We start from the raw sequence: 19,101 nt of genomic DNA, 5'->3' as shown, positions 1-19,101 counted from the left end.
TCCTTCCTTTCCCGTCGAGCATGAACGCCCCCGCGCGCGCCGCAAAGGGCAGCGCGCGCATATCGGTGGGGCGAATTGGCGGTGTGTTTCAGGGCATCAACGCCGCCTTCCGAGCCTTGATCCCCGCCCGCATCGACATATCGCCCCGGCGAGTTGACCCTCGCCCCGCAACGGCCAATGCAGGGGCATCCCATTGGCCATCTGAGGACTTTATGGCAGAGCTGAGCAACGCCCCGGCGCCGACCCCGGACCAGCTGGTAGACATCTACCGGCGCATGATCCGCATCGAACGCAATGATGACGCCATCCGCAAGACCATCCGGCTTGGGCGGCTCGTCATGCCCTATTATTCCGCGCGTGGGCAGGAAGTCATCCCCGCCACGCTCTCATCGCTGATGACGGACGATGACAAGATCTGCACCATCTATCGCGGCATCCACGACATGGTGGCCAAGGACATGCCGCTGCGCCCGCTCTGGGCCGAAATCGCCGGACGTGTCGATGGCACCTGCAAGGGGAAGGGCGGGCCGATGCACCTTACCCACCCCGAAAGCGGCGTCATGGTCACGACCGGCATCGTCGGTTCCTCCATGCCGATCGCCAATGGCCTCGCCTGGGCGGCGAAGCTGGACGGGTCGCGGCGCGTCACCATCGCCTATTTCGGTGACGGCGCTTCCAATATCGGCGCTTTCCATGAATCCCTCAACCTCGCCTCGGTCTGGAAGCTGCCGGTGATCTTCGTGTGCCAGAATAACGGCTTTGCCGAACATACACGCTACGAAAACGGCACCTCGGTCGACTTCATCGCCAAGCGCGCGATCGGCTATGGGATGCCCGGCCATACGGTCGATGGCAACGACCCGCTCGCCATGTTCGCCGCCGCCCATGACGCCATCACCCGCGCGCGTGATGGCGAAGGTCCGACCCTGCTGGAATGCAAGACCTTCCGCTTCCACGGCCATGTGCTGGGCGACGACGATAAATATATGACCAAGGAAGAAAAGGCGGCGGCCATCGAAAAAGACCCGCTGCCCGCCTTCAAGGCCTGGCTGATCGAACAGGGCCATGCGACCGAAGAGACGCTGGCCACAATGCAGGCGACGATCGAAGCCGAGATCGAGGACGCACAGGAATTCGGCCTCGCCAGTCCCTTGCCCTCGGTGGACGAATTGCGTCGCGATGTCTTTGCGCAGGAGATCCCGGCATGAGCGCCAAGAAGATGAACAGCCTCCAGGCCGTGAATGCAGCCCTGCATCAGGCCATGGCCGAAGATGACAAGGTGATCGTGCTGGGCGAGGATATCGCCGATCGCGAAGGTGGCGGTGTCACCGGCGCGACGGCGGGCCTGTCGACCAAATTCGGCGACGATCGCGTCAAATCCACGCCCATTTCCGAACAGGCGATCATCGGTGCGGCCATCGGCGCGGCGCTGGCGGGCTACAAGCCCGTGGCCGAAATCATGCTGATGAACTTCACCGCCGTCGCCATGGACATGATCTTCAACCATGCCGCCAAGCTGCGCTTCATGTCGGGTGGGCAAAGCACCGTGCCGATCACCATCCGCACGCTGACGGGTGCCGGCTGGCAGACGGCGGGCCAACATGCCGATCATCTCGAAGGCTGGTTCGCGCATACGGCGGGGATCAAGGTGGTCGCGCCCTCCAACCCGGCCGACTATGCAGGATTGCTCCTGTCCTGCATCCAAGACCCGGACCCCTGCATCTTCATCGAATCGGCCGGATCGCTGTTCATCCCTGCCGAAGTGCCCGATGTGATAGTGCCCGTTCCGCTCGGCAAGGCGCGAATCGTGCAGGAAGGGACCGACGTCACCATCGTCTCTTGGTCCTCGCAGGTCATCCGCTGCCAGCAGGCGCTCGCTCCCTTGGCAGAGGCGGGCATTTCGGTCGAACTGATCGACCTGCGCACCGTATCGCCCTGGGACAAGGAAGCCGTGCTGGCCTCGGTCGCCAAGACGGGTCGCGCCGTGATCGCTCATGAAGCCGTGCGCCATTTCGGCCCCGGCGGCGAAATCGCGTCGACCATTGCCGAAGAATTGTTCGGTCAGTTGAAGGCACCGGTCCGCCGCCTCGGCGCGCCCTATTCGCCGGTACCCTTCGCCAAGGTGCTGGAAGACGCCTATATCGTCTCGCCCGATCGGGTGGTCGAAACGGTCAAGGCCCTGATGGCCTGACAGAAACAGGGGGCCGATCCACAAAGGTCCGGCCCCCTTTCTTATGTCCCCCGTCAATCGCTCAATGACGCGCCATTCGACAGGCCGGATGTCAGCACGATTCCATCGATCTGACGCAACATCGCTTCGAACTGCTCCAGCTCCGTCTTGGCGAAGCGGCTGAATATCTGCTGCTCCAACTCCAGCGCCTTTGGCACCACCGCCTCATATAGGGCGCGCCCCTCGCTCGTCAGCACCAACAGATGCGATCGCTGATCGGCGGCGTTGGGCCTGCGCGCGATCAGGTCGCGCGCGATCAGGCTCTTGGCCGCGCGGCTCACCGTCACCTTGTCCATGCGCGTGCGGATGCCGATCGCCTGCTGGGTGATCCCGTCCGCGCTCTCGGCCGTCACCGCAATCACCCGCCATTCGGGAATGCGCAGCCCGAACAGCGCCTGATAGGCGCTCGCCACCGCGTCGCTCACCAGATTGGCGGTGAAGGACAGGCGATAAGGCAGGAAATGATCGAGCGTGAGCGTAGCGGCGGGCATGGCAGATAGTAACATTTGACACCAGTTCGGCAAGGCCTATGATGGTTACAAAGGAAACTATCGGCCGGAGAGGGCAGGATGATGAGTGCGAGAGACGACATGATGACCGGCTTTGCCAATCATTTCGCGACGCAAGCCGTACCTGGCGCGCTGCCGGTCGGCTGTAACTCGCCGCAGAAGGTGCCCTTCGGCCTCTATGCCGAACAGCTATCAGGAACCGCCTTCACCGCCCCTCGCGCCGAGAACCGCCGCAGTTGGCTCTACCGCCTGCGTCCCACCGCGCAGCATGGCACCTATCGACCCTGGCAAGGAGCTGGCCAATCCCGCTCCGCGCCCTTCACCGACCTGCCGCCATCTCCCAACCGCCTGCGCTGGGACCCGCTACCGATCCCGACCGATCCGACCGATTTCCTCGACGGCCTTGTCACCTATTGCGGCAATGGCGACGTCGCGGTGGGCACGGGGCAGGGGGTACATCTCTACGCCTGCAACCGCTCGATGCAGGACCGCGCCTTCTTCAACGCGGACGGCGAGATGCTGATCGTGCCGCAGGAAGGGGCCATCCGCCTCATCACCGAACTTGGTCGCTTCGACGTCGCGCCGCTCCAGATCGCGCTCATCCCGCGCGGCCTGCGCTTCCGCGTCGAATTGCTGGACCCGGTCGCGCGTGGATATGTCTGCGAAAATTATGGCGCTGCCTTCCGCTTGCCCGACCTCGGCCCGATCGGATCGAACGGCCTCGCCAATCCACGCGATTTCGAAACGCCAGTCGCCTGGTTCGAGGATGTCAACGTGCCGGTCGACCTCATCCAGAAATTCCAGGGCCAGCTCTGGTCCACCCGCCTGCCGCACAGCCCGTTCGATGTCGTCGCTTGGCACGGCAATCTCGCGCCCTACCGCTATGACCTGCGCCGCTTCAACACGTTCAACACGGTCAGCTACGACCATCCCGATCCGTCCATCTTCACCGTCCTGACCAGCCCCAGCGACACGCCCGGCACCGCCAATTGCGACTTCGTCATCTTCCCGCCGCGCTGGATGGTGGCGGAGAATACGTTCCGCCCGCCCTGGTTCCACCGCAACGTCATGAGCGAATTTATGGGCCTGATAACCGGCACCTATGACGCAAAGGCAGGCGGCTTCGCCCCCGGCGGCGCATCGCTGCACAATCAGATGGCGAGCCACGGCCCCGACCGCGCCAGCTATGAAACGGGCATCACCGCCGCCTTGGCCCCGCACAAGATCGAAGCCACCATGGCCTTCATGTTCGAAAGCCGCTTCCCCTTCCGCCCCACCGGGTTCGCCGCGCAAGCCCCCTTCGCCCAGCCCGACTATGACCAATGCTGGGATGGCTTCCGCAAGGCGCAGCTCCCCACAGACAAGGACGCCGCATGATCGACCACACCCACGCCGCCGACCTGCAAAGCTGGGTCACCAGCGCGAACGGCCATGCCGCATTCCCGATCCAGAATCTGCCGCTCGGCATCTTCTCGCCACCGGGCGGGGGCCCGCGCGCGGGTGTCGCGATCGGTGACTATATCCTTGATATAAAAGCCATAATCGACATTCTGCCGACCAACTTGCAGGCGGCGCTGAACCAGACCCGCCTCAACAGTTTCTTCGCCCTGCCAACCGTCCTCCGCCGCGAATTACGCAAAGCAATGTCCGCTTCGCTGTCCGATTTGGCGTGTCAGGCAGCAGTCGAACCCGCGCTGCACCCGATGGCGGCTTGCGAACTCCACCTGCCAGCGACCATCGGCGACTATACCGATTTCTATGTCGGCATCCATCACGCCACGCATGTCGGCCAGCTATTCCGCCCCGACAATCCGCTGCTGCCCAACTATAAATATTTACCGATCGGCTATCATGGTCGTGCCTCCTCGATCCGCCCCTCCGGCATCCCAGTCGTCCGCCCAGTCGGCCAGACCAAGGGACCACAGGATAGCGAACCCCGCTTCGGCCCGACCCGGCGTCTGGATTATGAGCTGGAACTGGGCTTGTGGATTGGGGAGGGCAACGCCTTGGGTGAACCGATCCCGATCGGCCAGGCAGCCGGCCATATTGCGGGCTTCTGCCTGCTCAACGACTGGTCGGCACGCGATTTTCAAGCTTGGGAATATGTGCCGCTCGGCCCCTTCCTTGCCAAGAATTTCCATTCCACCATCTCGCCCTGGGTCATCACCCCCGAAGCCCTAGCCCCCTTCCGCGCTGCGCAGCCAGCACGCGACGCCGCTGACCCCAAGCCCTTGCCCTATCTATGGGACGAACAGGATCAGGCTGGCGGCGCTCTAGCGCTCGACCTTAGCGTCACCCTGTCCACCACCCGGATGCGCGATCAGGGGCTGCCGGACTTCGCGCTCAGCCACGGCCCCTCGTCGAACATGTATTGGACGCCCGCGCAGATCGTTACCCATCATGCCTCGAACGGCTGTAACCTCCAGCCCGGCGACCTGCTCGGCACCGGCACCATTTCCGGTCCCGATCGCAGCGCTTATGGTAGCCTGTTGGAGATCAGCCGCGGCGGGGCGGAACCGATCACCCTGCCATCGGGCGAACAACGCACCTTCCTGGAGGATGGCGACGAAGTGGTCCTCACCGCAACTGCGCGGCGGGAGGGCTTTGCGTCTATCGGCTTTGGCGAATGCCGCGCCCGCATCCTTCCGGCCAAAGGCTGACGGGCATGATGCTGCACGGCTATTGGCGATCGAGCGCCGCCTACCGGGTGCGCATCGCGCTGGCGCTCAAAGGGCTGGACTATCGCCAGACGCCCTACGACCTGCGCACCAGTGCGCATCGCGCCCCGTCCTTCCGCGTACTCAACCCGCAGGCGCTCGTTCCCGCGCTGGAAACGCCGGACGGTGTCCTCACCCAGTCCGGCGCGATCATCGAATGGCTGGACGAGCAATATCCCGACCCGCCGCTGCTGCCCGCCAAGGCGTTCGACCGGGCGGTGGTGCGCGGCATGGCGGCCCTTGTCGGGTGCGACATTCACCCGCTCAACAATCTGCGCGTCCTTGACCGGCTACGTGGCGATTTCGCGGCTACTCCCAATCAGATCACCGCCTGGATCGCCCACTGGATCAGCGAAGGCTTCGCCGCGCTGGAGGAACAGATCGCCCGCCACGGCGGCGACTTCGCCTTTGGCGATACACCCGGCCTGGCCGACTGTTTCCTGCTCCCGCAACTCTATGGTGCGCATCGCTTCGGCGTCGATGTGCAGCCCTTCCCACAGATCCGTGCGATCGGCATCCGCCTGTCGAGCCTCGCGTCCGTCGCCCAGGCCCATCCCGACCGGCAGCCCGACGCCGACCGCCCCTAGAGCAGCCCCGCATCCTTGTGCGCCAGCCGCCGACCGGTGATCAGCGTCTGGCCGATGAACAGGATGATCAACAGGCCGCCCACCGCGCCGACGAAAATGTCGAAGCCCGACCATCGCCCGAACAGGCCCGGCCCATAGCCCAGCATCATCATCATGATGGTCAGGCCGATCAGCATCAGCCGCAATTCGGTCGGCCCGGCCGACAGATAGGAGAGTTTGAACTCGCCCAGCACGCGGGCAGAAAGATAGGCGTGGATCGACAACAGCAGATAACCCGCCAGCGCCACCATCGCCACGTCCATCGTGACGAAGGGGCTAAGCCCGATACCCGCCAGGATCAGCAGCGTGACCAGCCCGTCGCAGCTATGGTCGATGAAATAGCCATAGGATGGCCTTTCGATCCGCCGGAACCGTGCCAAACTGCCATCCATCGAATCCCCGAACCATTGAACGAAATAGCCGATAATGGCCAGGATCAGCCACGCCGCGCCCCAATTGCTGGCCACATAACCCGCGAAGGTCATCACCGCGCCGATCACCCCGGCGAAGGTCAGGCGGTCGGGCGTGACCCAGCTCGGCATCCGGCTGCATAGCCAGGTCAGCAATCGTCGTTCGGCCTTGGCAAGAAAATTCTGTTGTATGCGATCAAGCGTGCCGGGGCCGCTTTGTAATGAGTCTGTCATATCGCCTTATCGGGCAACCCGGCGACAACGGCAATGCTCCTGTCACTTCGGTTCGTCGCCACCCCGACTCATGCCGTCATACGCCCGACAATACTGGCCGCGTCAGCCTGCCAGTCAATGCCATGCGCGCTCGTCCAATCCGCATCATAATAGGTGCAGCCATAGCGATCGCCACTGTCGCATAGCAGCGTGACGATACTACCCTGTTCGCCCGCCTGCGCCATGGCATCGGCGATCGCCATGCAGGCCCAGATATTAGTGCCGGTCGATCCACCGACGCGGCGACCCAACAGGCCCGCCAGCGCATGCATCGCGCCGATCGACTGCACATCCTCCACCGCGATCATCCGGTCGATGACCGAGGGGATGAAGCTCGGCTCGACGCGCGGCCGCCCGATCCCCTCGATCCGCGCGGCGCAGCCTTCGGGCAGGGTGGTGACCGACGGGTCGGCATGGTGGCGATGAAAGACCGAGTTGACGGGATCGGCGACGCACAGGCGGGTCGCATGCCGTTCGTAGCGGATGAAGCGGCCGATCGTCGCCGACGTGCCACCCGTCCCGGCGCCGCAGACGATCCAGCTGGGAATGGGATATTCTTCCTGCGCCATCTGGGTGAAGATGCTCTGCGCGATATTGTTATTGCCGCGCCAGTCGGTCGCCCGCTCGGCATAGGTGAACTGATCGAGATAATGACCGCCGGTTTCCTGCGCCAGCCGCTGGGCGGTGGCATAGACGGTGCGGGGATCATCGACGGCATGGATTTCGCCGCCGTGAAAGCGGATCGCGTCGAGCTTGGGCGCAGCGGTGGAGGCTGGCACCACGGCGATGAAGCGCAGGCCCAGCATCTTGGCGAAATAGGCTTCGGACACGGCGGTCGAGCCGGAAGAGGCCTCGATCACCGTCGTCTGCGGCCCGATCCATTCGTTACACAGCGCATAGAGAAAGAGCGAGCGCGCCAGCCGATGCTTGAGGCTGCCAGTCGGGTGCGAGCTTTCGTCTTTTAGATACAGGGTGATGCCGGGGTGGCGCGGCAGGGGCAGACGGATGAGGTGGGTGTCGGCGGAGCGGTTATAATCCGCTTCGATCCGCCGTATCGCTTCGGCCAGCCAGTCCCGCGACACCCCACCGCTCATGCGGCCAGGCCCAGCGCGCGCAGCAGCGCAGCCGAATCCGGCTCGCGGCCCCGGAAGCCGACGAAATTGTCGAGCGCAGGTCGCGATCCGCCCCGTGCCAGCACATGGTCACGGAACAGGCCACCCAAGGCGGCCCGGTCGGCGCGCTCGTCGGCAAAGGCTTCGAAGGCATCGGCGGACAGGCGTTCGGCCCACAAATAGCTGTAATAGCCCGCCGCATAGCCGCCCGCGAAGATATGGCTAAAGCCATGGGCGAAGCGATGCCATTCCGGTGGATGGATGACGGCTACTTCCTGCCGTACCGCCTGCAGCACTTCCTGCGCCGAGGGACCATCAGCCTGCGCCGCCGCCAGATGCAGGCGCAGGTCGAACAGCGCGAACTCCACCTGCCGCAGCAAAGCGAGCGCCCCCATGAAGCGGCGCGCGGCGAGCATCCGGCCGATCATTGCCTCATCCAGCGGCGCGCCGCTCGTCTCATGCGCCGATACCCGGCGCAGCATGGCGGGTTCCCAGGCGAAATTCTCCAGGAACTGGCTCGGCAGTTCGACCGCATCCCATTCGACGCCCGATATGCCGCCGATCGAGGGCAGGTCCACCTGTGTCAGCAGATGATGCAGGCAATGGCCCATTTCGTGGAACAGCGTGACCATATCCGAATGGGTGAGATGCGCGGGCCGATCCGCGCCGCCGCTGGCGAAATTGCACACCAGATAGGCGATAGGCATTTGCTCCCGGTCGGCTTCGCGCAGGCGCGGACGGCACACGTCCATCCACGCGCCGCCCCGCTTGCCCGCGCGGGCGAACATGTCGCAATAGAGCGCGGCGACGGGCGCGTCCTCGCCTGCCCGGTGCAGCGTGAAATAGCGCACATCGGGATGCCAGACCGGCGCTTCGCCATCGGCGGCGCGGATTTCCAGTTCGAACAAGTCGGTGACCAACGCGAACAGCCCGTCAAGCACGCGCGCCAGCGGCAGGTGCGCGCGGATTTCCGCCTCGTCCACCGCATGCACCGCGCGACGCATATGCTCGGTCACATAGGCCACGTCCCATGGCTCGATGGTCGCTATGTCGAGATGATCGCGGGCGAAAGCGGCCAGTTCTGCCAGTTCTTCCTGCGCGCGCGGCCGCGCCCGTTGCGCCAGATCGACAAGGAAGGCGTCAACCTCGGCCCCATCGCGCGCCATCTTGGTCGACAGAGACAGCGCTACCGCATCACTATGGCCCAGTAGGCGCGCGGCATCCTGCCGTAACGCCAGCAATTGCGCGATCCGATCGCCATTGTCGAACAGGCCCGCCTGCGGTCCCTGATCGGAGGCGCGGGTGCCATAGGCTTCGTAGACGGTGCGGCGCAGGTCGCGATCCTGCGCAAAGGCCGTGGCCGCGCGCACCGATGGCGCGTGGAGATCGACCAGCCAGCCTTCCAGCCCCTTCGCCTGCGCGGCGCGCGCCATCGCATCCTGATCGCTCTGCGGCACACCCGCCAGGCGCGTGTCGTCGGCCAGGTGCAGCGTCCAGGCCTCGGTCGCATCCATCACCGCATTGGCGAACGCGGTCGCCAATCGTCCCTGTTCGACGCTATTGGCGGCAAAGGCAGCACGATCTTCCCCGTCCAGACTGACGCCGGACAATTCGAAGCCGCGCAGCGTCAGGGCCAGCGCGCGGGCTTGCGCCTCATCCAGTCCTTCGGTCGGGATCGCGGCGAGCGCATCATAGAGCGGCCGGTCCTGCCCGACTTCGGCAAAATAGCTGTGGATCAGCGGCTGGGCTTCCCCATGGGCGGCGCGCAGTTCGGGGCTGTTGGTCACGCCGATCAGATGATCGACCGTGCCCCATATGCGCGACAGGGCAGCGTCGGCGCTTTCCTTGGCCAGGAAGACGGCGGCAAAGCCCGACGCTTGGGCGCACTCGGCCATGGCGGCGCGGTGGGTGGCGATGGCGCTTTCCACGGCGGGCAGGACATGGTCGGGATGGATGTCGCCAAACTGAGGATGCAGGCGGCTGTCGAGCAGGGGATTGGCTTGGGTCATGCCCTTGCCCTTACACGGGACGGGGCATGACCGTAAAGCGCTCCATGGGTCAGAGGCGGGCGCTATGCCAGCGCAGATGATCCTCCATGAAGGTCGAGATGGTATAATAGCTATGGTCATAGCCGGGCTGGAGCCGCAGCGTCAGCGGAATGCCCGCCGCCTTGCAAGCCGCGTCCAGCAGGTCGGGACGGAGTTGTTCAGCAAGGAAGGGGTCTGTCTCCCCCTGGTCCACCAACAAGTCGGCAACCCGGGCCCCATCCTCGATCAGCGCCACCGCATCATGGCGACGCCAGGCTGCATGATCCTCGCCCAGATAGCCGCCCAGCGCCTTCTGCCCCCATGGCACGCGTGAGGGAGCGACGATCGGCGCGAAGGCGGAGATCGCCTTGAACCGGTCGGGGAAGCTAAGGCCGATGGTCAGCGCGCCATGGCCGCCCATGGAATGGCCCATGATCGATTGACGCGCCATGTCGGCAGGGAATTGCGCCGCAACCAGCGCAGGCAGTTCTTCGGTCACATAGGACCACATATGATAGTGGGTGGCGAAGGGCGGCTGCGTCGCATCGACATAGAAGCCCGCCCCAAGCCCAAAATCATAGGCGCCATCGGGATCATTGGCCACAGCTTCGCCGCGCGGCGACGTATCGGGCGCGACGAAGATCAGACCGAGTTCAGCGCAGAGGCGGCGATATTCGCCCTTCTCCGTGACATTGGCATGGGTGCAGGTCAGGCCCGACAGATACCAGACCACTGGTAGCTTCTGGCCCGGCGCATGCGGTGGGACATAGACCGAGAAGGTCATGTCGCCGCCGCAGACGGCGGAGGCATGGCGGTAGACGCCCTGCACCCCGCCAAAGGTGCGATTGGTCGATACCGTCTCCATGCCGCTCATGCCGCTCACTCGCCGTCAGCGTAGCAATAGGCGCAAATCTTGTTGCCGGTGGGGTCGCGCATATAGGCGGCATAGGCCGTCGGCGCGAAGGCGCGGGGACCAGGCGCTCCTTCGCAGGTGCCGCCATGGGCAAGGCCTGCTTCGTGAAAGGCGCGGACCTGCGCGCGGGTGGCGGCGGCAAAGCCCAGCGTACCGCCATTGGCATGGCAGGCGGGTTCGCCATTGGCTGGGGTCAGCACCAGAAACTCCGGTGTCCCCTTGCCATAGAGAAATGCCTTGTCGCTCATCGCGCCCAGATTATCGATGCCGAGCGCGCCGAGGGCCGCGTCGTAAAAAGCCTTGGATGCGGCGATATCGTTGGCGCCAACGCAGGCGTGGGTGAAAATGGACATAAGGTTCTTCCTCGCTCAAAATATCAGAAAATGACGACGCTGCGGATGCTCTCGCCCGCATGCATCAGGTCGAAGCCCTTGTTGATCTCCTCCAGGCTGAGCACATGGGTGATCATCGGGTCGATCTCGATCTTGCCATTCATATACCAGTCGACGATCTTGGGGACGTCGGTGCGGCCCTTCGCCCCACCAAAGGCGCTGCCCTGCCAGACGCGGCCGGTGACCAACTGGAACGGGCGCGTGCTGATTTCCTTACCGGCTTCCGCGACGCCGATGACGGTCGAGACGCCCCAGCCGCGATGGCAGGCTTCCAGCGCCTGGCGCATGACCGTAGTGTTGCCGGTGCAATCGAACGTATGGTCTGCCCCGCCATCGGTCAGCGCCACCAGATGCTGGACGATATCGCCCTCAATCTCCTTGGGATTGACGAAATGGGTCATGCCAAAGCGCTTGCCCCATGCCTCACGGTCGGGATTGATGTCGACGCCGATGATCTTGTCGGCCCCCACCATGCGCGCGCCCTGCAGGACGTTGAGGCCGATACCGCCCAGTCCGAACACGATGACATTGTCGCCCACGCGAACCTTGGCGGTGTTCACCACCGCGCCGACGCCCGTGGTGACGCCGCAGCCGATGTAGCAGCTCTTGTCGAACGGCGCGTCCTCGCGGATCTTGGCGACTGCAATCTCCGGCAGGACGGTGAAGTTGGAGAAGGTCGAGCAGCCCATATAATGGTAGATGGGCTGGCCCTTGTAGGAAAAGCGGGTCGTGCCGTCGGGCATCAGCCCCTTGCCCTGCGTCGCGCGGATCGCGGTACATAGGTTGGTCTTGCCCGACAGGCAGCTTTTGCACTGGCGGCATTCGGGGGTGTAGAGCGGGATCACATGGTCGCCCGGCTTGACGCTGGTGACGCCAGCACCGACTTCGCGCACGATGCCCGCGCCTTCATGGCCCAGTACGGAAGGGAAGATGCCTTCGCTGTCGAAACCATCGAGCGTATAGGCGTCGGTATGGCAGATGCCCGTCGCCATGATTTCCACCAGCACCTCGCCCGCCTTCGGCCCTTCCAGATCGAGTTCGACGATTTCAAGCGGCTTCTTGGCTTCAAAGGCGACGGCGGCGCGGGTCTTCATATGGCACTCCTCTGCGATTGCCCGCCTTCTAGCGCCACGTAAGGGAGATGATAAAGAGGCGTATCGATAAATCTCTAGCTCGTCTTTGGCCGCTTCACCTTCTTGAGCTGGCGGATGCCGAGCCAGACGGCCAGTATGATGGCGGGGATCAAGGCGATGTCGATCCAGCCGGGCAGATGCGCGCCCTGATGCTCCAGCGCTTCCTTGAGATAGTGCCACAACCCCAGCGTATAATAGCTGACCGCCACCACCGACAGCCCCTCGACCGTATGTTGCAGGCGCAGTTGCAATCCGGTACGCCGGTCCATCGATGCCAGCAGATCGCGGTTGCGGCGGGCAAGCGCAGTGTCGACTCGCGTGCGCAGCATCGCGCTGGTCCAGGCGGTGCGCTGCGACAGATCCTCCAGCCGCCGGGTGAAGGCGTCGCAGGTCCGCATCGCGGGGAGCAGCCGCCGTTCGGTGAAATCGTCGAGCGAGCCATAACCGCGCACCGGCGCGACCTCCAAGGCGCGGATGCGGTCGCGGCAGATGGCGGCATAGGCCTGCGTCGCGCTCATGCGATAGCGGATCCGCGCGACGATCTGCGCCAGTTCGGCCGCCAGCGCCGACAGCGCCTCCAGCACCGCATCGGCGTCGGCATCCGGCTCGGCGACGCGGCCGGTGATGGCCGTCAGTTGCTGTTCAAGGCCGGTGAGTAGCGGGGTCGCAGCCTGCGCTTCGGGAAGGCCGAGCAGAGCGATCTTGCGATAATTGCCAAGCTCCTGCAGCCGCTGGACCAGTTGCGCTAGTTCAGCGCCCTGCAATCCCTTATCCTGAACGAGCAGGCGGCCAAAGCCATCGGCGTGGAGGCGAAAGTCGCTCCAGATGCGCGCCTGACCATCGGCGACATCGGAGATGATGAGGTCGTCCTGGGCAAAATGGGTGGCGATGGCCGCCTCATCGGGCGCGTCGGCGATCACCGCAACCTGGGTCGAGCGGATCACCCGGCCGGGCAGCGCGCCGATCCATAAGGCTGCCTGCGCGAAGGGGGCGAGGTCGAACAGCGGCCCGCCACCAGCGGCGAGGAAGCTGTAGGTCATGAACTCGCTATGCCGTTCCCAAGTGAAACCCAGCGCACCGATCCGGCAATTGAGGAAGCGGACGGTCGGATCGAACGGAACCTCATGCGGGGCCAGCAGGCTGCGCATGATCGTCAGGCTGTCGTCGACGTCCGCGTCATCGACCAGCAGCACGAACTGCACGACGCGCGCGGGCGCCTGGAGCCGGGGCATCTTGCGGACATGCATTTCCCGCGAGAGCGAACCGCGCAGCGGGTGGCTGCGCGTATGCAGGGCCGCAAATGGATCGCCACTATCGTTCATGCTGCCTCACCCCCCAGTCTTGAGAACTATTAAGTCAGACAAAAGCGCGATACGCAAGATCGGTGAGGGTCAGGCTTCTTCGTACAGCTCCAGCGGCAGGCCATCGGGGTCACTGAAGAAGGTGAAGCGTTGCCCGGTATATTCATCGACGCGGATCAGCTCGCAAGCCACATCATGCGTCGCGAGGCGCGCGACTTCGGCGTCGATGTCGCGCACCACGAAGGAGAGATGGCGCAGGCCGCAGGCTTCGGGGCGGGAAGGGCGGGGTGGCGGCGCGGGGAAGGAGAAAAGTTCGATGCGGGCATTACCCGCATCGAGATCGCACTTCCAGCTATCGCGCGCTTCGCGATAGACTTCATGCAGCACCGGCAGGCCCAGCACGTCGACATAGAAGCGGCGCGAGAGCGCATAGTCCGACCCGATGATCGCGATATGGTGAACGCCGCGCAGCATGGGGCTTATTTCTCGATCTGGCTGACGTCGCGCACCGCGCCCTTGGCGGCGTTGGTCGTCATCGCGGCATAGGCGCGCAAGGCTGGGGACACGGCGCGCTTGCGGCCAAAGGGCTTCCAGGCCTTGACGCCCATCTTCTCCATTTCGGCACGGCGTTCCGCCAGCACGGCGTCGTCCAGGTCCAGTTTGATGACGCGGTTGGGGATGTCGATGACGATCGGGTCGCCGGTTTGAACCAGCGCGATGAGGCCGCCCTCAGCGGCTTCCGGCGAGACATGGCCGATCGACAGGCCCGACGTGCCGCCTGAAAAGCGCCCGTCGGTGATGAGCGCGCATTCCTTGCCCAGTCCCTTGGATTTCAGATAGCTGGTCGGATAAAGCATTTCCTGCATGCCGGGGCCACCCTTTGGCCCTTCATAGCGGATGACGACGACGTCGCCTGCCTTGACCTCATTGCCGAGAATGCCGACGACCGAGGCATCCTGGCTTTCATAGACGCGCGCGGTGCCGTGGAAGGTCAGGATTGAGTCATCCACGCCTGCCGTCTTCACGATGCAGCCTTCGGGCGCGAGGTTGCCATAGAGAACCGCAAGCCCGCCATCCTTGGAGAAGGGATGCTCGGCCGAGCGGATCACGCCCTTTTCGCGGTCGGTATCCAGCTCTTCCCAACGCGCCGACTGGCTGAACGCGGTCTGGGTGGGCACGCCGCCGGGGGCCGCGCGGAAGAAGTTGCGGACTTCTTCGCTATTGGTGCGGCCAATGTCCCAGCGGGCGAGCGCAGCCGCCATGGTGGGGGCGTGGACGGTGGGGAGCGACGTATCGACCAGACCGGCGCGTTCGAGTTCGCCCAGGATCGCCATGATGCCACCGGCGCGGTGGACGTCCTCCATATGGACGTCCTGCTTGGCGGGTGCGACCTTGCACAGGCAGGGGACGCGGCGCGACAGGCGGTCGATATCGGCCATGGTGAAATCGACGCCGCCTTCATGCGCGGCGGCGAGCAGATGGAGCACGGTGTTGGTGGAGCCGCCCATCGCGATGTCGAGGCTCATGGCATTTTCGAACGCGGCGAAGCTGGCGATGGTGCGGGGCAGGGCGGTGTCGTCGTCCTGCTCATAATAGCGTTTGGCGAGATCGACGATGACATGCCCCGCCTCGCGGAACAGCCGTTCCCGATCCGAATGGGTGGCGAGCGTCGAACCGTTGCCCGGCAGCGACAGCCCCAGCGCTTCGGTCAGGCAGTTCATCGAATTGGCGGTGAACATGCCCGAACAACTGCCGCAGGTCGGGCAGGCGGAGCGTTCGATCGTCTGCACTTCCTCGTCGGTATAGCTTTCGTCGGCGGCGACGACCATTGCGTCGACCAGGTCGAGTGCGACCTCCTTGCCACGCATCACGACCTTGCCCGCTTCCATCGGCCCGCCAGAGACGAAGACGGCGGGGATGTTGAGGCGCATCGCGGCCATCAACATGCCAGGCGTGATCTTGTCGCAATTGGAGATGCAGACCATCGCGTCGGCGCAATGGGCATTGACCATATATTCGACGCTGTCGGCGATCAGATCCCGGCTGGGCAGCGAATAGAGCATGCCGCCATGGCCCATGGCGATGCCGTCATCGACCGCGATGGTGTTGAATTCCTTGGCGACGCCGCCTGCCGCCTCGATCTCCCGCGCGACGAGCTGGCCCAGATCCTTGAGGTGGACATGGCCCGGCACGAACTGGGTGAAGCTGTTGACCACCGCGATGATCGGCTTGCCGAAATCCTCGTCCTTCATCCCCGTCGCGCGCCACAGGCCGCGCGCGCCCGCCATGTTGCGGCCGTGGGTGGTGGTGCGTGAACGATAGGCAGGCATGATGGCGGTCCTTCAGGGCTTTGAGGCGGACCCTCTACAGCGCAGGGGCCAGCTTTGGAACAAATTATTCCTTTCGCCCGCCCTGCACGCCATTTTCTTACGCCGCCGTGCCGATCCCCTGGAGGAGAGCCATGCGCAGGCACTGGCAGACGATCTCGTCGCGCTGGTTGCGCAAGCGGTGGGTGAAGGTGACGATGCCTGCGCCGGGCCGCGATTTGCTGGGCTTCAAGTCGGTGACTTCGGAGTCGCAGCGCAGCGTGTCGCCGATGAAGACGGGCTTTGGCATCACCAACTTGTCATAGCCAAGGTTCGCGACGAGCGTGCCCAGCGTCGTGTCACCCACCGACAGCCCGATCATCAGCGCGAAGGTGAAGGTGCCGTTGACGAGGATCTGGCCGAACTCGCTGGCTTTGGCGAACTCGGCGTCGAGATGCAGCGGCTGCGGATTATGCGTCATCGTCGTGAAGAGGAGATTGTCGGTCTCCGTCACGGTGCGGCGGATATCATGGGTGATCGTGTCGCCGATGGTCCATTGATCGTAAAAGCGCCCGGCCATGTTTTTCCCTTAACTTCGCATATTTCCCGCAGTTTTTGACATTATATGCCACGTTGGGGACTGAATATTTCAAACGGAGCCGCGGCCCGCATCATAGCCTGAAAGGCGGGATGTAGGACAGCGGCTAAGCGGCTTTGGCGATCTTGGCCAACAACACACCCTCGCTCACCTGACCGCCTTCGGCAGCGTTCAGTTCTGCGACGGTGCCATCGAACGGCGCGATCAGGCTATGCTCCATCTTCATGGCTTCAAGCGTCAGGAGTTTCTGGCCTTTGACCACCGCATCACCCGCCTCGACGGCAACGGCGATGATACGACCGGGCATGGGGGAGAGGATCGCGCCGTCGGAGGCCGCTCCGCCTGTGCCGCCCGTGGTGCGCCAGGGGGCCAGCCGCCAGACCTGCCCGCCTTGCGCGATCAGCACATCTTCTTGGGTAGGATCGGCATCGCCCCCGCGCGGGTCGAAGGCAATGGTCACCATGTCGCCATCAAGCAGGAAGGCGGCCTCTGCCTTCACGGGCGCATTGAGTCGGAAGCCCGCCAATATCCCACCCGGTGTCAGCGCAGTGGCGGCATCGGCCAAGGCATCGGCATCGGGCCGAAGCGGGGGCATCAAGGCATCGCCCTCTCGCGCGATCAGCCCGGTGTCGAGCCTGGCGGTCGCGAAGTCGGGATTTTCCAGCGCCTTGACCAGAAAACCCGCATTGGTCTTGAGCGGCCAGATCGCGGTATCGTCCAGTGCGGCGGCGAGGGTGTGCCGGGCGTCGTTGCGGGTCGGGCCATGGGCGATCATCTTGGCGATCATCGGGTCGTAGAAGGGCGAAATCTCCGCGCCTTGTTCGACCCCGGTGTCAATACGGCAGCCGTCACCCAGATCGAACGTATCGAGACGCCCGATGGAGGGCAGGAAGCCCTTGATCGGATCTTCGGCATAAAGCCGCGCTTCCATGGCGTGGCCGTCGATGCGGAGGTCATCCTGGGCCAGCGGCAGGGGTTCGCCAGAGGCAACGCGCAACTGCCATTCGACCAGATCAACGCCGGTGATCGCTTCGGTCACGGGATGTTCGACCTGAAGCCGCGTGTTCATTTCCATGAACCAGATGCGGTCGGCGCGCAGGCCTTCGCTGCCGTCGGCGATGAACTCGATCGTGCCTGCGCCGACATAGTCGACCGCCTTGGCGGCGCGAACCGCGGCCTGGCAGATGGCCGCGCGGGTCGCTTCGTCCATGCCGGGCGCGGGGGCTTCCTCGATCACCTTCTGGTGGCGGCGCTGGAGCGAGCAGTCGCGTTCGAACAGGTGGACGACATTGCCGTGCGTGTCGCCGAAGACCTGAACCTCGATATGGCGCGGGTTGGTGACCCATTTTTCGAGCAGGACATGATCATTGCCGAAGCTGGACGCGGCTTCCCGCTGGCAGGAGGCGAGCGCGTCGGCGAAGTCGGCGGGTGCATCGACCTTGCGCATCCCCTTGCCGCCGCCGCCTGCAACCGCCTTGATGAGGACGGGGTAGCCGATGGCGTCGGCCTGCGCCGCGAGATATGCGGGAGACTGGTCCGCGCCGAGATAGCCGGGCGTGGTGGGAACGCCTGCATCCTGCATCAGTTGCTTGGCCGCGTCCTTCAGGCCCATGGCGGTGATGGAGGATGGGTTGGGGCCGACCCAAATGAGACCTGTGTCGATCACGGCCTGCGCGAATTCCGCGTTTTCACTGAGGAAACCATAGCCGGGGTGGATCGCCTGTGCGCCGGTTTGCTGGGCGGCGGCAATGATGCGGTCGCCCAGCAGATAGGATTCACGCACCGGGGACGGGCCGATATGGACGGCTTCGTCGGCGGAGCGGACGTGGAGCGCGGTCGCGTCAGCGTCGGAATAGACAGCGACGGTGCGGATACCCATGGCCCGCGCGGAGCGGATGATGCGGCAGGCGATTTCGCCGCGATTGGCGATGAGGAGGGATTGGATCATGATACTGTCCTTCCTGCCCCTCCACCGTTCGGCTGCGCCGAACGGTCCCCCTCCCCGAGCAAGCTCGGGGAGGAATGGAAGGGCAATGTCGCTGAAAATCCTCCCCGAGCTTGCCTCGGGGAGGGGGACCATGCGAAGCATGGTGGAGGGGTGATGGCGCGATGCTGAAAGATTGGGCGCCCAAGGCACGAACAGCCACTGTGCGCAAAGCGCGGCAATTGCGGCGCGCGATGACGCTGCCGGAAGTGCTTGTCTGGCAAGGCCTTCGTGCGCGACCGAACGGTCTGAAATTTCGTCGGCAGCATCCGAGCGGGCCTTATATTCTGGATTTTTATTGCAGCGATGCACGGCTCGCGATCGAGATTGATGGCGAGGGCCATGCCGACAGATCGCAAATCGAGCGGGATGCTGAACGTGACCGATGGTTTGCCGAAGCGAACATCCATACACTGCGCATTGCCGCGCGGGACGTGTTGGCTGATCTGGATGCGGTCATGCGACACATCGTGGCTGAAGCGGTGGCGCGATTGCCCCTCCACCATCCGGCTGCGCCGGACGGTCCCCCTCCCCCAGACAAGCTGGGGGAGGAATTTTAGGGGGGTGCCC

Annotated in this window: 18 protein-coding genes; 6 read left to right on the top strand and 12 right to left on the bottom strand. The window is 64.4% G+C overall.

The window, feature by feature from the left end; translation table 11 throughout:
- Positions 1–212: 212 nt before the first annotated feature.
- Positions 213–1,208 (top strand): thiamine pyrophosphate-dependent dehydrogenase E1 component subunit alpha, encoded by a 996-nt coding sequence (locus SxD43FB_RS12090; RefSeq protein ID WP_096062393.1) that lies wholly within the window; start codon positions 213–215, stop codon positions 1,206–1,208.
- Complete coding sequence (locus SxD43FB_RS12085) at positions 1,205–2,191, top strand: transketolase C-terminal domain-containing protein (RefSeq protein ID WP_096062392.1); 987 nt, start codon at positions 1,205–1,207, stop codon at positions 2,189–2,191. The genes SxD43FB_RS12090 and SxD43FB_RS12085 overlap by 4 nt, the downstream gene beginning before the upstream one ends.
- 53 nt (positions 2,192–2,244) lie before the next feature.
- Here SxD43FB_RS12085 and SxD43FB_RS12080 read toward each other — a convergent pair whose 3' ends face one another.
- Positions 2,245–2,721 carry a MarR family transcriptional regulator gene (locus tag SxD43FB_RS12080; RefSeq protein WP_255245701.1) on the bottom strand — a complete coding sequence of 159 codons (477 nt, stop codon included), beginning with the start codon at positions 2,719–2,721 and terminating at the stop codon, positions 2,245–2,247.
- 78 nt (positions 2,722–2,799) lie between these two features.
- On the opposite strand from SxD43FB_RS12080, the gene hmgA reads away from it, so the two are divergent.
- From hmgA to maiA, 3 genes are read left to right on the top strand one after another with little or no spacing between them, the layout of a single operon-like run.
- Positions 2,800–4,116 (top strand): homogentisate 1,2-dioxygenase, encoded by a 1,317-nt coding sequence (gene hmgA / locus SxD43FB_RS12075; RefSeq protein WP_255245700.1) that lies wholly within the window; start codon positions 2,800–2,802, stop codon positions 4,114–4,116.
- Positions 4,113–5,399: a fumarylacetoacetase gene (gene fahA / locus SxD43FB_RS12070; RefSeq protein ID WP_096062390.1), complete on the top strand. Its 1,287-nt coding sequence runs from the start codon at positions 4,113–4,115 to the stop codon at positions 5,397–5,399. Before hmgA ends, fahA begins: the two co-directional genes overlap by 4 nt.
- Before the next feature lie 5 nt (positions 5,400–5,404).
- On the top strand, positions 5,405–6,043 hold the full coding sequence (gene maiA, locus SxD43FB_RS12065) for a maleylacetoacetate isomerase (protein WP_096062462.1): 639 nt from the start codon (positions 5,405–5,407) through the stop codon (positions 6,041–6,043).
- Here the strand turns inward: maiA and SxD43FB_RS12060 are convergent.
- The 11 genes from SxD43FB_RS12060 to SxD43FB_RS12010 all read right to left on the bottom strand — a co-directional run bounded on the left by SxD43FB_RS12060 (position 6,040) and on the right by SxD43FB_RS12010 (position 18,495).
- Positions 6,040–6,726: a CDP-alcohol phosphatidyltransferase family protein gene (locus tag SxD43FB_RS12060; protein WP_096062389.1), complete on the bottom strand. Its 687-nt coding sequence runs from the start codon at positions 6,724–6,726 to the stop codon at positions 6,040–6,042. The two genes, maiA and SxD43FB_RS12060, sit on opposite strands and share 4 nt — an antisense overlap.
- A 68-nt stretch (positions 6,727–6,794) precedes the next feature.
- Entirely contained in the window at positions 6,795–7,859 is a 1,065-nt protein-coding gene (locus SxD43FB_RS12055; protein WP_096062388.1) for a PLP-dependent cysteine synthase family protein, read from the bottom strand.
- On the bottom strand, positions 7,856–9,886 hold the full coding sequence (locus SxD43FB_RS12050) for a M3 family metallopeptidase (protein ID WP_096062387.1): 2,031 nt from the start codon (positions 9,884–9,886) through the stop codon (positions 7,856–7,858). Before SxD43FB_RS12050 ends, SxD43FB_RS12055 begins: the two co-directional genes overlap by 4 nt.
- A gap of 49 nt (positions 9,887–9,935) precedes the next feature.
- Positions 9,936–10,769, bottom strand: a complete 834-nt coding sequence (gene fghA, locus SxD43FB_RS12045) for an S-formylglutathione hydrolase (RefSeq protein WP_096062461.1) — start codon at positions 10,767–10,769, stop codon at positions 9,936–9,938.
- 14 nt (positions 10,770–10,783) lie between these two features.
- The gene (locus SxD43FB_RS12040; RefSeq protein ID WP_096062386.1) at positions 10,784–11,170 is read right to left on the bottom strand and encodes a VOC family protein; all 387 of its coding nucleotides are present in this window, start codon (positions 11,168–11,170) and stop codon (positions 10,784–10,786) included.
- A 23-nt stretch (positions 11,171–11,193) separates the two neighbouring features.
- Positions 11,194–12,303, bottom strand: a complete 1,110-nt coding sequence (locus SxD43FB_RS12035) for an S-(hydroxymethyl)glutathione dehydrogenase/class III alcohol dehydrogenase (protein ID WP_096062385.1) — start codon at positions 12,301–12,303, stop codon at positions 11,194–11,196.
- A 74-nt stretch (positions 12,304–12,377) separates the two neighbouring features.
- Positions 12,378–13,664: a DUF3422 domain-containing protein gene (locus SxD43FB_RS12030; RefSeq protein ID WP_096062384.1), complete on the bottom strand. Its 1,287-nt coding sequence runs from the start codon at positions 13,662–13,664 to the stop codon at positions 12,378–12,380.
- Between the two features lie 69 nt (positions 13,665–13,733).
- On the bottom strand, positions 13,734–14,114 hold the full coding sequence (locus SxD43FB_RS12025; protein WP_096062460.1) for a VOC family protein: 381 nt from the start codon (positions 14,112–14,114) through the stop codon (positions 13,734–13,736).
- Positions 14,115–14,122: 8 nt separating this feature from the next.
- Positions 14,123–15,973: a dihydroxy-acid dehydratase gene (gene ilvD / locus SxD43FB_RS12020; protein WP_096062383.1), complete on the bottom strand. Its 1,851-nt coding sequence runs from the start codon at positions 15,971–15,973 to the stop codon at positions 14,123–14,125.
- A 97-nt stretch (positions 15,974–16,070) separates the two neighbouring features.
- Positions 16,071–16,529: a MaoC family dehydratase gene (locus SxD43FB_RS12015; protein ID WP_096062382.1), complete on the bottom strand. Its 459-nt coding sequence runs from the start codon at positions 16,527–16,529 to the stop codon at positions 16,071–16,073.
- Positions 16,530–16,653: 124 nt separating this feature from the next.
- On the bottom strand, positions 16,654–18,495 hold the full coding sequence (locus tag SxD43FB_RS12010) for an acetyl/propionyl/methylcrotonyl-CoA carboxylase subunit alpha (RefSeq protein WP_096062381.1): 1,842 nt from the start codon (positions 18,493–18,495) through the stop codon (positions 16,654–16,656).
- A 161-nt stretch (positions 18,496–18,656) separates the two neighbouring features.
- Here SxD43FB_RS12010 and SxD43FB_RS12005 point away from each other — a divergent pair, with 161 nt between their 5' ends.
- A complete protein-coding gene (locus SxD43FB_RS12005; RefSeq protein ID WP_096062380.1) occupies positions 18,657–19,091 on the top strand; it encodes an endonuclease domain-containing protein in 435 nt (144 codons plus the stop codon).
- Positions 19,092–19,101 lie beyond the last annotated feature (10 nt).

The organism is Sphingobium sp. D43FB, assembly GCF_002312805.1.
Taxonomy (GTDB): Bacteria; Pseudomonadota; Alphaproteobacteria; order Sphingomonadales; family Sphingomonadaceae; genus Sphingobium.
This window is presented reverse-complemented; position numbering and strand designations above follow the sequence as displayed.

Coding starts and splice junctions, on each gene's coding strand:
- SxD43FB_RS12090 (WP_096062393.1), top strand. CDS start 213: ATGGCAGAGCTGAGCAACGCCCCGGCGCCGACCCCGGACCAGCTGGTA.
- SxD43FB_RS12085 (WP_096062392.1), top strand. CDS start 1,205: ATGAGCGCCAAGAAGATGAACAGCCTCCAGGCCGTGAATGCAGCCCTG.
- SxD43FB_RS12080 (WP_255245701.1), bottom strand. CDS start 2,721: ATGCCCGCCGCTACGCTCACGCTCGATCATTTCCTGCCTTATCGCCTG.
- hmgA (WP_255245700.1), top strand. CDS start 2,800: ATGATGAGTGCGAGAGACGACATGATGACCGGCTTTGCCAATCATTTC.
- fahA (WP_096062390.1), top strand. CDS start 4,113: ATGATCGACCACACCCACGCCGCCGACCTGCAAAGCTGGGTCACCAGC.
- maiA (WP_096062462.1), top strand. CDS start 5,405: ATGATGCTGCACGGCTATTGGCGATCGAGCGCCGCCTACCGGGTGCGC.
- SxD43FB_RS12060 (WP_096062389.1), bottom strand. CDS start 6,726: ATGACAGACTCATTACAAAGCGGCCCCGGCACGCTTGATCGCATACAA.
- SxD43FB_RS12055 (WP_096062388.1), bottom strand. CDS start 7,859: ATGAGCGGTGGGGTGTCGCGGGACTGGCTGGCCGAAGCGATACGGCGG.
- SxD43FB_RS12050 (WP_096062387.1), bottom strand. CDS start 9,886: ATGACCCAAGCCAATCCCCTGCTCGACAGCCGCCTGCATCCTCAGTTT.
- fghA (WP_096062461.1), bottom strand. CDS start 10,769: ATGGAGACGGTATCGACCAATCGCACCTTTGGCGGGGTGCAGGGCGTC.
- SxD43FB_RS12040 (WP_096062386.1), bottom strand. CDS start 11,170: ATGTCCATTTTCACCCACGCCTGCGTTGGCGCCAACGATATCGCCGCA.
- SxD43FB_RS12035 (WP_096062385.1), bottom strand. CDS start 12,303: ATGAAGACCCGCGCCGCCGTCGCCTTTGAAGCCAAGAAGCCGCTTGAA.
- SxD43FB_RS12030 (WP_096062384.1), bottom strand. CDS start 13,664: ATGAACGATAGTGGCGATCCATTTGCGGCCCTGCATACGCGCAGCCAC.
- ilvD (WP_096062383.1), bottom strand. CDS start 15,973: ATGCCTGCCTATCGTTCACGCACCACCACCCACGGCCGCAACATGGCG.
- SxD43FB_RS12015 (WP_096062382.1), bottom strand. CDS start 16,529: ATGGCCGGGCGCTTTTACGATCAATGGACCATCGGCGACACGATCACC.
- SxD43FB_RS12010 (WP_096062381.1), bottom strand. CDS start 18,495: ATGATCCAATCCCTCCTCATCGCCAATCGCGGCGAAATCGCCTGCCGC.
- SxD43FB_RS12005 (WP_096062380.1), top strand. CDS start 18,657: ATGCTGAAAGATTGGGCGCCCAAGGCACGAACAGCCACTGTGCGCAAA.